7 protein-coding genes are annotated in these 15,030 nt (G+C 46.6%); 5 read left to right on the top strand and 2 right to left on the bottom strand.

Going from position 1 to position 15,030, the window contains the following annotated elements:
* Positions 1-127 precede the first annotated feature (127 nt).
* Complete coding sequence (locus ACYVGO_RS16940) at positions 128-3,085, top strand: glycosyltransferase family 117 protein (protein ID WP_142772396.1); 2,958 nt, start codon at positions 128-130, stop codon at positions 3,083-3,085.
* 97 nt (positions 3,086-3,182) lie between these two features.
* Here ACYVGO_RS16940 and ACYVGO_RS16935 read toward each other — a convergent pair whose 3' ends face one another.
* The gene (locus ACYVGO_RS16935; RefSeq protein ID WP_460970286.1) at positions 3,183-4,781 is read right to left on the bottom strand and encodes a Na+/H+ antiporter; all 1,599 of its coding nucleotides are present in this window, start codon (positions 4,779-4,781) and stop codon (positions 3,183-3,185) included.
* 54 nt (positions 4,782-4,835) lie between these two features.
* Entirely contained in the window at positions 4,836-5,333 is a 498-nt protein-coding gene (locus ACYVGO_RS16930; protein WP_460970285.1) for an anthrone oxygenase family protein, read from the bottom strand.
* Between the two features lie 473 nt (positions 5,334-5,806).
* Between ACYVGO_RS16930 and ACYVGO_RS16925 the strand changes: the two genes are divergently transcribed.
* The 4 genes from ACYVGO_RS16925 to ACYVGO_RS16910 all read left to right on the top strand — a co-directional run bounded on the left by ACYVGO_RS16925 (position 5,807) and on the right by ACYVGO_RS16910 (position 15,029).
* Entirely contained in the window at positions 5,807-6,148 is a 342-nt protein-coding gene (locus ACYVGO_RS16925) for a hypothetical protein (RefSeq protein WP_460970284.1), read from the top strand.
* A 148-nt stretch (positions 6,149-6,296) separates the two neighbouring features.
* On the top strand, positions 6,297-7,064 hold the full coding sequence (locus tag ACYVGO_RS16920; RefSeq protein ID WP_460970283.1) for a hypothetical protein: 768 nt from the start codon (positions 6,297-6,299) through the stop codon (positions 7,062-7,064).
* Positions 7,054-9,606, top strand: a complete 2,553-nt coding sequence (locus ACYVGO_RS16915; protein ID WP_460970282.1) for a non-ribosomal peptide synthetase — start codon at positions 7,054-7,056, stop codon at positions 9,604-9,606. Before ACYVGO_RS16920 ends, ACYVGO_RS16915 begins: the two co-directional genes overlap by 11 nt.
* A 461-nt stretch (positions 9,607-10,067) precedes the next feature.
* Entirely contained in the window at positions 10,068-15,029 is a 4,962-nt protein-coding gene (locus ACYVGO_RS16910; protein WP_460970281.1) for a hypothetical protein, read from the top strand.
* Position 15,030 lies beyond the last annotated feature (1 nt).

Here is a 15,030-nt window from a genome sequence, read left to right as displayed (position 1 = left end):
CACGATCTTATACTTAACAAACTTTAACAGCCCGCCCTAACCCGGTTGGGCTGCTTTTTTATGTAATTTTGGCCCGGCCTGGATTGGCCGCTACTTACACAAAAGCAATTCGTTAATCTTCATTTGTATGCAGTCATTCAAGCGCCTGAACACCCTCACAGGCTGGCTCGTTTTCGTTGTTGCACTGGTTACCTACGCAATGACCGTTGAACGTACAGCCAGTTTCTGGGACTGTGGCGAATTTATTGCTTGTTCGTTTAAACTTCAGGTACCACACCCTCCTGGCGCCCCATTTTTCCTCCTGCTGGGTCGCCTGTTTTCGATGATGTCGTTTGGTAACCTGACCAATGTGGCCTACTGGGTCAACATGGCATCGGTATTGGCCAGTGCGTTCACCATCGCGTTTCTATTCTGGACCATTACCATGCTGGCCCAGAAACTCCTTGGCAAACCAGAAAGTGAGTATTCGACCGCCGATACCCTGTTGGTGATTGGCACGAGTGCTGTAGGTGCTCTGGCTTATACCTTCTCCGATACGTTCTGGTTTTCAGCCGTTGAAGCCGAAGTATACGGTATGTCGTCATTTTTTACCGCTATCGTGGTTTGGGCGGCCTTCAAATGGGAGCGTATCGACGATGAAGCAGCCGCCAACCGCTGGCTTATTTTCATTGCCTATCTGACGGGCCTATCCATCGGTGTTCACTTATTGAACCTTGTTACCTTGCCCGCTCTTGCGCTGATTTATTACTTTAAGAAACAACCCAAGCCAACCTTTTGGGGTGGCGTTATAGCCGGTGGAATTGGTCTAGTCGTTCTGGGCATTATCAACGCAGGTATTATTCCGGGTTTGCCTGGTATGGCCTTCGCAGTTGAGCGTCTGTTTGTAAATACCTTGGGGCTGCCGTTCACGTCAGGTGCTATTTTCTTCACCGTTGTCTTCATTGGTGCTATTGTTTATGGTATCATCTGGTCGGCTCGGCAGAAGCGCGTTATTCTGAATACGTCTTTACTGGCACTGGCGTTTGTACTGATCGGCTACGCATCGTATATGCAGGTACTGGTACGGGCCGAATTCAACCCACCGATCAACGAAAACGATCCCAGTGATGAACTGAACTTCCTGTCGTATCTGCGTCGGGAACAGTACGGAAGCCGCTCCCTACTGTATGGACCGGTCTTCACGGCGCGGCCTATCGACCAGAAACAAGGAGCTGCCATGTGGAAGAAAGAAGGCAATAAATACGTCGTCTTCGACCACCAGCCTGAATATATTTATGCACCTGGTGATGAGATGCTGTTCCCACGTGTGTACAGCAGTCAGCAAAATCACCCGGCGCTCTATCGCCAGATGCTCGGTCTTGCCGAAGGGCAGAAACCAACCATGGGCGACAACCTGAAGTATATGTTCAGCTACCAGCTAGGCCACATGTGGTGGCGCTATCTGATGTGGAACTTCGCCGGGCGTGAGAGCGATGAAGAAGGCGCAGGTTACCTCCTGCCCTGGTCGTCGGATAATGGCGCGCCGGACTTGCTCAAGACGAATAAAGCCCGCGACAATTTTTATATGCTCCCCTTTGCCTTAGGGCTATTTGGGATTGCCTTCCAGTACTTCCGGCGTCGGCGCGATTTCCTGATTGTAGGATTGCTGTTTTTATTCACGGGTATTGCCTTGCAAATCTTCCTGAACTCGCCCCCATCGGAGCCGCGTGAACGGGACTACATTTACGTAGGCTCCTTTTATTTCTTCGCCATCTGGCTGGGTTTGGGCGTAATGGCGTTAGCAGAGGGGTTACGGAATACGCTTAAATCAGACATGGCGCGCAATGGCCTGGTTGTCGGATTATCGTTACTTGTACCCGTTATGATGGGCGCGAAAAGCTGGGACAACCACAACCGTGACCACCGCTATCAGTCGGTCGATTTTGCGAAGAATTTGCTCAACTCCTGTGCTCCGAATGCCGTACTCTTCACGGGTGGCGACAATGATACCTTCCCACTCTGGTACGTGCAGGAAGTTGAAGGTTTCCGAACCGATGTTCGTGTTTGTAACCTGAGTTTGCTGGGTACGGAATGGTACATTCAGCAGATGAAACGCAAAACGTATCAGTCCGAAGCGCTGCCGATTTCGCTGGAGTTCGACCAGTTCAACAAGGGCAAAAACGACATTGTGCCGTTCTATGAAGTGCCCGGTGTTAAAAATGGGATCGACCTCAAGCAGTACATCAGCCTGATTAAGACCAGTAATCCGGCTGTTCAGGTACCGCTAACCAATGGCGACATGACGAGCATTTTACCCTCGTCAGTGCTGTTCCTACCGATTGACAAAGCCTCAGTCGATCAGGCTAATTTCGTTCCGGCCTCATTACGGCCATTGATGAAAGATACGTTGCAGTGGACCATCGGCAAGAAGGACCTCTACAAGCCTGACCTCATCATGCTCGACATCATTGCATCGAACAACTGGAAACGGCCGATTTATTTCTCCAGCACACTGGCAAGTGATAACTACCTGAGTCTGAAGAACTACATGCAGTTAGAAGGTTATGCCTACCGGCTGATGCCAGTAGCCGTTCCGGGTGCTACGGACGGCTATGTGAACGCCGATATCATGTACAATAACATGACGAAGAAAACATTCTGGCGTGATTTCGACAATCCAAATACGTACTACGACGAGACCTACAAAGGGCCGCCGGTTATTTCGGCTCGCATTGCGTTCTTCCGTCTGGCCGATCAGCTTATTCGCGAAGGTAATAAAGCCAAAGCTCGTGAGGTACTCAATTATTCGCTGAAAGTAATACCCGATAAGAGCATCCCGTACGACCAGATTTCGTCGAACTACGTGCGGTTCCTGTTTGAAGTTGGCGACAATAAAAAGGCCCTTGAAATTGCAGATATCATGGCAAATCGTGCTGACCAAGCGTTATCTTACGACAAGAGTGGTAATGGAAATCGCTTTGGTAGCCCCGATTCGGACCTGTATATTCTGCAAACGATTGTAGAAGCCTGTAAAGAAGCCAAACAAACAGCAGCGGCTAACAAGTACGAAGCCATCTTCCAGAAGCATATCAATGCGTTTGGTTGATTGAAACGTGGTTTAATTAAAACGGGCCTGCCCACTGTCGACAGTGGGCAGGCCCGTTTTAATGTAGTACCGACCGAGATGGCCGGGAACGGAATACTCAATGAATTGGGTGATCAATTTTCTCTTCTTCCAGATCCATTCGGGCTTCTTCTTTTCGAATTACTTCATCGTCAAATTCCTGCTTACTCCGTAATTGGTACAGCATGTCTCGTTTAACGCGGATAATATCAGCAATGATCTCGTTATACTGGGCAATGTTTTCACCATCGCTTTCTACTGAATCCAGATGTCGTTTTGTCTGGTGCAGGTCGCTTTCCATCCGGTTCTTCAGGTTCTCCACTAATTCGTTGTTACTGGATTCCTCAGCATAATTTTCCTGTAAATGCTTCAGCGCCACCTTCAACAGTTTTATCCGGATCTTCGACTCCTGTTCATCCTCCGGTATCCGATCGGTTAGGTCCTTGGGCTGGACCCATCGAATAACAAGGGGTAAGGTTAATCCCTGAAATACCAGCGTGACCAGAATGACCACAAACGTGATGAAAAGAATTAGATTCCGATGCGGAAACGGCTCCCCATTTCCCATTGTTAGTGGAACAGACAAGGCTGATGCCAATGACACAACGCCACGCATACCTGCCCAACCAAGAACGATTGGGCCGCGTAAACCGGGATTTCGCTGGGCAACTGTAATGTATTTTCCTATAAACCGTGTGAAATACGAAGCCGATATTGTAAATACCATACGGGTAACAATGACAACTCCCGTGATCAGTAAGGCATATAAAACAGCTTCCGTTTTTGAATAGCCATCCAGACCGTTGATGATGACCGGTAGTTCAAGCCCGATCAGAATAAACACCAATCCATTAAGTGCAAAAACAACCGTAGCCCACATGCCCGTTCCCTGAATCCGGGAACTGTGGTTGAGGATTATGTGGCTCTGATTTGACAAAAACAACCCTCCGCTCACAACAGCCATAACTCCCGAAACATGAAACTCTTCAGCAGTCATGTACATAATATAGGGAGCCAGGAATGTCAGTAGAATACTAATCCGGGTTGAGGTAGGCAACCATCGATGAATCGCGTAAAACACACACGCAACAGCTAACCCAATCAATACACCCAGGAACGTGACCATCAAAAAATTGACGGAGGCTTCCTGCCAGACAAACGATCCCGATAAAATAGCGGCCAGGGCAAACCGGAATACAATCAAACTTGCGGCATCATTCACTAAGCTTTCTCCTTCCAGAATACTAACGGCGGTTTTGGAGATGTTCACTTCCTTCAACACCGACGTAGCCGCAACCGCATCGGGCGGTGAAATGATACCACCCAGTAGAAATCCCAACGCCAATGTAAACCCAGGCATCACCGCGCTTGATACATAGGCTACAGCAAACGCAGTGAAAATGACCAGGCCAAAGGCCAGAACAAGTATAATCCGTCGCCATCGCCAGAATTCTTTCCAGGATGTAAACCAGGCGGCTTCATACAGCAAGGGCGGTAAGAAGATCAGGAAGATAAGCTCGGGATCAACTTCAATACGGGGTATACCCGGCACTAAGCTGACCGCCAAACCGCTCAATACCAAAAATATAGGCACTGGAATACGCAGGCGCTGTCCCACCATGACGAGTAACGAGACAGCCAGCATCAATGCCAGGCAAAGTAAAAGTGTTTGGTGCATACGTTTCAAAAAATGAGCAATGAAACGAAAATAGTATAAACTCGGCTAACTTGCCTACTCTCTCGGACTAAGGCAAGCCATGAGTACGAATACGAGCGCTACCATAGATGCTACCGTTCGTAGCGTATGCCAATTATTCCAGGGAATTTCAAACTTTACTCGCTGGGCTGCAATTTCATCTACTGAAGCCGTTTGTATCGGAAACTTATCCAGTGCTTCATTCAGTGGAATATTCCCCAAAGCCGTTACGGCAAGTGCACCAATCAAGTACACGATCGTGGCAGCTAGCAGCAGCCAGAAACGAGTGGAAAGAGGCTGTCCATACTGAAGCCAGGTGCTCCAGATCAGCAGAATCGGTGCCCCCATGAAGCTTACAAAAAAGATGGGATTCTGGATAGCTCTGTTGATCGACTGCATCGCCATTAGGTATTCGGTGTCGGCTAGCCGATTCAGCCCTGGGTTTACCGAGCAGGAATAGGCGTAGAAAAGGCCCGCCATCAGGGCCGTTGTTATAGCAGCACAGGCTAGTATAGTATTAGAAAGTGTTAGCATAGGCTCTTTTCCGGTGAGCAACATAAGTCCAAAAACGCTAGTATCAAGGTGGTAAGTCTGGCTTAATTAGAGACTTAGCTAGATTCCATCACCCGCAATATATTCAGAAAACTATTTAAATAATTAACTATCAGTCAACTACAAAACAGTAGGCCATTTGTAACACCAAAAATCAGAATAACCCTAATTTTTTAATTAAAATTTTACCGTTATTATAATTTAAAAAACTACAAGTATATTATATCTTGCAAATTAACATATAAACCCTGGCACTTATACAAACCAGCTCCTGTAAACGAATAACCCAACACATTGAGCTGGCCTGCGGATACCATCATAAATAGTATTGGGAAATTTTCTAATGTCTATTAAACTACAAAAGATGGTGCCAGCTAAGTACTAACATACTGCTATTATATACGTCAACCCATATAAACTTTATTAGTGAGTAGGCAAAAAGCTAACTAAATACGATGGCACGCTTAATGCGTTTATATTCAAATTTAAGAAATCAAGTTACTCAATTTCGCCTTAAATACACTTATTGGACACTTACTGATAAGTCAGGAGCGGAAAGCCTTGGGATAGTTGGCGGCCAGTATGGTCGATATCCATTTAAGCGGCTTTATTTTGGAAGTCAGCGAGAAATCGCCTTAAAGGCCCATACATATAAGGGTGGAAGTAGCATAGCTCAACAGCTCATTCAAAATCGAGGTCTGGTAGTAATCTCAGAAACTAGTATTCGCAATGAGTTGAAACAGGTACAACATTGGTACGAAAAAATGCCTACTCCCAACCTGAAAACCATTCAGTGACCGGTCAATAGTAACCTCGTTCTCATACTGCTCATAATAAGATTATCATGCCTCTCCACACGTTTGAATTGTGGAGTCATACCTATAGTAAACAGTTGACTTTCAACGTACAGTGCATAGTTAATTTCAGTAAGTAACATTTTTTTGTATGGATTTATTTTACCAATACGACATTGAGCGGCTCCGGCATTATGCCAACATTTCAGTAAATACCAGCAAAATCTCCATTGAATCAACGGCAAGCTATCTTCTTCTTTGCTTTACAGATGTGGGTTATTTTAATTATTGCGTTTGCCATGATCCTGCTAACCTGCCGATACTTGTCAAACAGGCAAATGTGTTTTACACCCATCGACAAATCGAGCATCACAAGTTACTTATTGAAGAAGCACATTGCCAGGAGTATCATTATCAGTATTTAGTACAAAATGGATACTGCTTAAAAGAAAGACTGGTGGCAGTTCGAGATACAATGCTTCATTATAGACAGCACGCATGTCAGTCTGGTATTCAGCTCGAACCAGTCTGCGAAGCAACCATGTTAGCCTTTACCAAGGATTATTTAGCTGCATTTGAGTCAGAACAGCCTGATAGCACTCTGGTATCCAACAACTTCAGCCAATTGCTGCGCAACCAAAATATTACATTGTTCCGCGTGACAGACCATAAAGAGGCAGTAGGAATTGCCGTTTTGTATAGAGTTCAGAACGATTTTGTTCTGGCAGGGGGAGCTATTCTACCTACTTTTCGACACAAAGGCTATCATACAGCAGCTTTAGTGACCAGACTCAATTGGTCAAATAGCCAAAAGGCTCGTAGTATTATAGCCTGGGCTTACCACAACAGCGTTAGTTATCGAAATATGTTGAAAGTGGGCTTAACGCCGTATAAAACCTATCGCGTATATGAACGATAATTTTCGGCTTCGGTGGACAGAAATTGCTCAACAGTATTCAGCTAAAAACGCAATTTGTGCCGGGCACCGCAAAATCACCTATGAATCATTATTCCGAAGGGCTGTTGAATATACGAACGGGTTACTTATCCGTACATTCAACCAGCAGTGCATAGCCGTTCAGGTAGAAGACCCCATTGAACATATAGCGGCTTTATTGGGCATTTTACTGTCTGGAAATTATTATCATTCTATTTCCCTGCAATCCGTCGACTCATTAACTATATATCTGGATTCATTCAATTGTTCTTGTCTCATAAGTGATTCGTCATCGAGCATTTCGGAGCGACTATCCATTCAACTACTCAACCCTAAATCGCTTCAATCATCCCGTTTACGTAAAATCAATTATCCCAACATTCTTCCAACAACCAATTTTTGCCTGTTTACGACCTCAGGAACTACAGGTCAGCCAAAGCAAATCATTCACTCCCATCAGAGTGTTTTAACCGATACTTACCGCCAACTAACAGCTAATAATATTAATGCTGACGACCGAATCGACTTGCTATTCTCGCTTGAATTCAGTGCGTCGCTAGCCTGCATTTTCCCCGCTTTGCTTAGTGGGGCCACACTTGTAGTGTATGATTTAAAAAAGGAAGGGATTTTGTCATTACCTACCTTCTGGGAGCAGAACAGCATTACGTTTAGTAGCCTGTCAGTCAGCACATTTAGACTAATATTAAAAAGTAATACCAATTTTAAAGACCTCGCTAATTTACGCCTTGTCTCTATTGGGGCTGAGCCCGTTATACCAACGGATATTATTAGTTTTCAAGAGCGGTTCCCAGTAAATACGGTGTTGCAAGTGGCTTACGCGACTACCGAAACACGCACTATTTCGGAACATAAAATCCGAATTGACACCCCTGTATCTGATTCCCTATATTCGGTAGGCAAACCCGTACCGGGACGCACGGTTTTAATTCAAGATGAAACCGGGAGATTGCTGCCAGCAAATCAGGTGGGTGAAATCATTATTCAGGCCCATTACATTCCTTCAATTTATCAAAATCAGCCAGCAGCTACTCAGCAGGCGTTTGAGTTATTACCTGACAAAAAGATTCAGTATGCAACCGGAGATCTTGGATTTTTAGATACGGAGGGGAATCTATACTGGAGCGGTAGAAAAGATTTCGTTGTCAAGATCAACGGGCAAAAAGTAAGCCTGATTCAAGTAGAATATGAATTAAAACAGGAAAACAGCGTGTTACATGCGGCAGTACTTTATGATACAACTAATCCTAAGCGATCTCTGTTAAAAGCCTATGTAAGTGTTGACTCCAGCTTTGATTTACCCACTCTGAAGCAATCGTTGGCGCAACGTCTGCCAGAAATTATGCTTCCCGACCGTTACTATTTAGTTGAGTCGCTACCGCTTACAAAGACGGGCAAGATAGACCGAATGCAACTGACTGCTAATCAAGAAAGCGATTTTATAATTGATCCTGTATTTACCTTTGAAAAAGGTTCCCCGGACTTTGTTCAACTTATCAAATCCGTATGGCAACAGGAACTTAGCCTAACGACGGACATATCAGATTACGATGATTTTTTTCATGACCTGGGTGGCGATTCACTACTAGCCCAAAGCTGTTTAGTCGAACTGGAAAAACAAATTGACAGGAAACTCCCCATTCATGCCCCTTATTCTTATACTACCCCAAAGTCATTAGCTTATTATATCACTGGCTACATGAGCCAGTTTCAAGTACAGTGCATACCCTTAAATCAGATTATTTCAAATCGTAAGCAAGCTTATTTTATACCTTCCTTACCAGGTAATCGACGAATGTATAGATGGATTGAGCATAATTTAAATAAGGATTTTAATTTATACTACATTCATTATGAGCCCTTTAATTATAAAGGCGAATTAATTCCGTTTTCAAATCTTGCCCAACAAATTGCCCAGGCTATTTCTAATCCAGCCGAAAGTATTCTGGTTGGATTCTCATTTGGCGGAATGATGGCCTACCAAGTCGCTTTGAGTATAGAACAGATGCAAAAATCGTCACTCCATCAACTTGTCTTGCTGGACACACCCTTATATCGGAAGATGACATTTTTTGAATCTGTACAAAAAGATCTCTATCGGCTAAAGAAAAAAGTTTTTGTAAAGTCAGTTAAACCTGCCAACTGGCAGGCTAGCTGGTTTAGAGTTATCAGTCGGTATAGAAACCGGTTCACGAATCAATCGTCACAACCAGTTATTGATAATCAGTCGATCAATTGGAGAGATTCATGCTTAGTAGCTGTACATCAATACACCCGTACTATACATGTACACCTAACCCTTGGGTGTCCTATCATGCTGTTCAAAGCGAATGATTCCTCCCATTTTCAGCATAGTATTCGCCCTGATTTCAACTGGCAGCCCTATACCATTGCAGGGTTTGAAGAATACATTCTAGAGGCTTATCATGGTCAGCTATTGAATTCTACTAATAGTCACTTTATTGGGAAGACTCTGTATAATCTGTTAAGCAAGCAGGTAAGATAATAAATGTATTTATTCCTGCGCTATTCCTGAAAAGTTCCGGTATTGGGTTTCAATTGTTTGTCAATTCTTCGCGTACTAAACTACGTAAAATATAATAAAGTCCACCTCAACTCCCGGACGCTATTTTGGTCGCCCAGCGGCCAAATACGATCGTTTTAGGTGAATAAACGTGATTAGGCTTCCCTATTGCGATTGTTCACAGCAACTAGCTATACCACTAATACCACTACTGAAGCATCAAAAAAACATTAATATCGGTATCCAATCAACTCTTGAAACAAACTATTAAAATACGAGAAAAACACCCTTTTTTCATATAACTCTTAGTTTAACTTTGTGCAGTTTTTACTTAAAACATGTAAGCCAATTACACAAAAGCGAACACATTACAATTAACTGTCATACAACTAGTTTGGTTGGCAAAAAGCAAGCTCATTCTTATCAATCCACGAAAATTACCTATGAAAAAACTCTATCTACACTTAGTTATCTTTTTACAATTCACTATCGCAAACGCTCAGATTTCGTTAGTTAAAGACCTTGAACGATGCTGCCGGGTAGGTCCTTTCGAGCCGCTCAATAACCTCGTTATTTTCAATTCAAGGGAGCAACTTTGGCGTACTGATGGCACAGATAGCGGTACTACTCCATTAACGTCGAGTGCTAAATTCGCAAATGAGACGAACTCAAGATGCCGGGTAGGAAACATTATTTATTTCTGGGCAAATGGTTCAGAACTCTGGAAAACCGATGGAACAACGACTGGCACAGTTCTAGTAAAATCATTGTCGGGAAGTCCTCACTCCCCAATGGTGAATTTAAATGGCCTATTGGTATTTAGCTTTAAAACAAATGCTGAAGGCACCGAAGTATGGCGTAGTGATGGGACTGATGCAGGAACTTATTTAGTTAAAGATTTAGCACCAGGCTCTGCTGATGGAATAATTTACGACTCACCCCAATCAGCTGTGGTGGGTGGCTACTTCTACTTTCAGGGACCATCCATTTATACGGGTGATCCCGGCTTTGGGTATAGACCAACTTTGTATCGTACAAATGGAACGGCAGCTGGCACAACGCTTGTCGCTAATAGTGGCTTTCTTCCGTATAGCATGAATGCTGTAGGGAATCGGCTGGTTTATCAGGCATACTATCCTGTTACCGATACCTATGGTTACCCCTGTTTTCCATACAGCCCTCAGGTTGTCACTCAATTCCCAACGGTTTTGATGGTCGTTGAGAACGGGGTAGCTAGTGTATTGAAATATCCTTCCAACGTACAATACTGCGGAAAAACACCCCCTATTGGAGATACCTTTCTTAACTCAAGTAAATTCCTCAAATCCAGCAACTATTTATACTTCATCGGACAATCGGAAGTTGTTAGTGGAAATGTAGCGTACAACCTTTGGCGTACCGATGGAACGTCTAGTGGCACTATTCAACTGACGAATTTTGCCCCAGGTAGCAATGAAGGACCTTTTGGCTCCATGTTTTCTGATCGTTGGAGTACCTCTGATCATAGCTTTACCAACATTGCTTACTTTCCTATCTATACCAATGCCGAAGGGGGCGAACTCTGGCGTAGTGATGGAACACCTGGTGGAACCTATTTACTCAAAGACATCAACCCCGGCCCTAATGGCTCTGGTCTTGGTGCTTACAATGGTACTGGCAATCCAAACAATACCAGCGGGCCTCTTGAGATTCGAACGGTAAACGGCACTACTTATTTTTTCGCCAATGATGGCACCAATGGCCTGGAACTCTGGAAAACTGACGGCACCGCCAATGGCACTCAGATGGTACAAAACTTAAATCCAGGAACTCGGAGTCAGCCAATCAGTAATCTCTGGAATGATAATGTATACGGTACATCCGTGGGAAACACGTACTATTTCTACGGGGATAACGGCAATCAACTCGGTCTGTTCTCAACTTCCACCTGCCCCTCTACGCCAAACCTGACCATTACGGCTACCCCTTCGCTCACTATTGTTCAGGGGGCTACCACTACCCTGAAAGCAGCAGGAGCTGCTACGTATGTCTGGAGCAATGGGGCTAAGACAGCCTCCATTGTGGTCTCCCAAGCCGGATCGTATTCCGTTACTGGCACCAGTTCGGGAGGGTGTCCAGCCACCGCCAGTGTGGAGGTCGTCGCGGTTCCACCGCTCCTTCTCACCACCTCCACCACGGCGGGGGCACTCTGTGTGGGAGGCACGGCTGACTTATCGGTAGCTGTATCAGGCGGAACTCCTCCCTACAGCTATACCTGGAGTACGCCCTCGGGCACCAAACTGAGTGCCACCAATACGCCCACCGTATCCACCACTCTCACTACAGCGGGAACCAAAACATTTACCGTCCGAGTGGCCAGTGCGGGGGGAACACCCGTCACTACCACTACCCTAAGCGTGACAGCCAATGCCCTACCCACTCCTAAAATCACCGGAACGCTGAAAATCTGCGCTGGCCAGTCAACTCAGCTCACGGCTTCGGGGGGGAGCAACTACCAATGGTCAGATGGCCAGAGTGGGGCCAGCATTGTAGTGAGCCCTTTGGTTAGTACCACTTATTCGGTTACGGTGACCAATGAATCGGGCTGCCAGGCGGTAGCCAAAGCCACCGTATCAGTAAATGCCCGGCCAAAGGTTGTCATTACAACCAAACCAGCTCTGATCATTGCAGCGGGCAGTAGTGCCACCCTAACAGCTTCGGGAGCCTCCAGCTATGGCTGGAGCACGGGAGAAACTACACCTGCCATTGTGGTTACGGACTCAGGTCCCTACTCGGTCACCGGTAGCGTTTCAACCGGTTGCTCAGCTACTACGTTAGTGGAAATTGCCACCGTCCCCCCCCTGGTACTTTCCCCTTCGGCCAGTGTCAATGTGGGCTGTGTGAGCACATCTGGTAGACTAACCACCGATTTAGCCGTAGCGGTAAGTGGCGGAGTACCGCCTTACAGCTACACCTGGGTAGCCCCGTCAGGGGTTACGCTCAGCACCAAAAACACCGAGACAATCTCGGCCACCCTAACGGCAGGCGTTAAGACCATCACCATTCGGGTAGCCAGCGCCGACGGAGCTCCGGTCAGTACGGCCACAATCAGTCTGACGGCCAATGCCCTGCCCAAACCCACCATCACCGGCGATCTGAAGCTTTGCCTGGGCGAATCGACCACCCTAACCGCATCAGGGGGAGTGGATTACCAATGGTCAGATGGCCAGAGTGGGGCCAGCATTGTAGTGAGCCCTTCGGTTAGTACAGCTTATTCGGCGACGGTGACCAATGAATTAGGCTGTCAATCAGTAGCTAAAGCCACCGTGTCAGTGTATAATCTACCCAAATTGGTCATTAAGGCTAGCCCTGCCCTGATCATTGCAATGGGTAGTAGTACCACCCTGACGGCTTCGGGAGCCTCCAGCTATGGCTGGAGCACGGGAGAAACTACACCTGCCATTGTGATTAGTGATGCGGGCACTTACTCAGTAACGGGTACTGGCTCGGGAGGTTGTACCAGTACAACCAGTGTGGTTGTGAGCACCGTCCCTCCTCTAGTACTGGACGCTACTGCCAGTGTCAACGTGGGCTGCTTCGGCTCAGGTGTCTTGTCGAGTGAGTTATCGGTAGTCGTCAGTGGCGGAGTACCTCCCTATAGCTATACCTGGGTGGTTGCCTCAGGAACCAAACTCAGTGCTACCAATACGCCTACCGTGTCAACCACTCTCCTATCGGCAGGTATAAAGACTTTCACGGTTAAAGTAGCCAGTGCGGGCGGTGCTCCCGTCAGCACCGCCACGCTTAGCCTGACGGCTAATGCATTACCCACGGCCCTACTAACAGGTAATTTAAAGATATGCGCTGGCCAGATCACTACCCTGACGGCTTCGGGTGGCGTTTCTTACCTCTGGTCGACTGGCCAGAGTGGGACCAGTATTGACGTAAGTCCCAGTGTAAGTACCGTTTATTCGGTGACAGCGACTAATGAGTCGGGCTGTCGGGCCGTGAAAAACGCTACAGTGTCGGTGAGTGCGTTGCCCAAAGTAGTCATCAAGGGCACCCCTACATCATTGATCATCAAAGCATCGGGTGGCAGTGCAACGCTGACGGCCTCAGGAGCAACAAGCTATGTGTGGAACAATGGGGCGACTGGTGCCAGTATCGTGGTTAGTGAGTCTGGGCCTTACTCGGTAACGGGTACCAATTCGGGGGGATGTACTGCCACGGCTACAGCGGTAGTAAATGTAACGGGCGCAGTAGCCAACGGCCCTAGTTGTGACACTTATTCCTTTATTGCCGATTCCCTAAAAAGTAATAGTTTGCTTGTACGAAGTGTCTATATTGTCGGCAACACGATCTACGTACCTACTCATTCTGGTCTGAGCATCTCGACCAATGGAGGAAGCTCATTCACTAACTATACCAAGGCCAATGGCTTAGCAGATAACGATGTATTTCGTGTCTGTGTGGTAGGAACTAAGATTTATGCAGCTACCCCGTATGGGCTGAGTATTTCGACCGATGGAGGAACGCACTTTACCACCACGACTACGGATCTGGGCAGCACGTTTGTAACGAGTGTTTATGCCATTGGTAATACCGTTTATGCAGCGACTCAGGGCGGTGGATTAGGTATCTCGCACAATGGGGGAGCGAGCTTTATCAACCGAACGACTGCTAATGGCCTGGGTCATGATGTGGTCTATGATGTCTATGCCATTGGTAACACCATTTATGCCGCTACCGCTGGTGGCGTCAGTGTCTCGACTAATGGAGGAGACAGCTTTACCAACACTAGGGTTGGCATAAGCAATAATTATGCAACGAGTGTCTTCGCCGTGGGCACTACCATCTATGCGGGTACCTATGGAGGGCTCAGTATCTCGACCAACAACGGCGTTAGCTACAGCCACAAAACGACCGATAATGGCCTGGGTAGTAATACTGTGGCGGGAGTATATGTTGTGGGCAACACGGTCTATGCTTCTACCGCTACGGGATTGAGCATTTCCACCAATGGTGGGGGCAGCTTTACCAACCACTACTTGAATGGACATGGGGTGTATGGCAGCTCTGTTGCTAATAACATTATCTATGCTGCTACCGATGGTGGCCTGGCCTTCTGTAGTAGTGCTATCAGTCCTCGTCTGGCAGCTGCTGAACCTATCCAGAACTGGCAGGTGCGTGTATTGGGGAACCCACCTGTCAATGAGTATGCAGAGATCGAGCTGCGGGACGGCATTGGTCAGCAACTGGTGTTACGGTTAAACGATGCGTCGGGGCATGAATTGAGTGTTCAATCGGTGGCGGTTGAGAATGCAGTACAGCGGGTGCGGGTCCGCTTGGGATCGGTCCCGGCTGTGTACTTATTGCAGGTTAGTGATGGAGTACGTAAGAAAACCCTGCGGATTTTACGACCCTAAA

The sequence above is a fragment of the Spirosoma migulaei genome (assembly GCF_054776855.1).
Note: the sequence above shows the minus strand (reverse complement) of the source record. Positions and strands in the feature narration are given on the sequence as shown.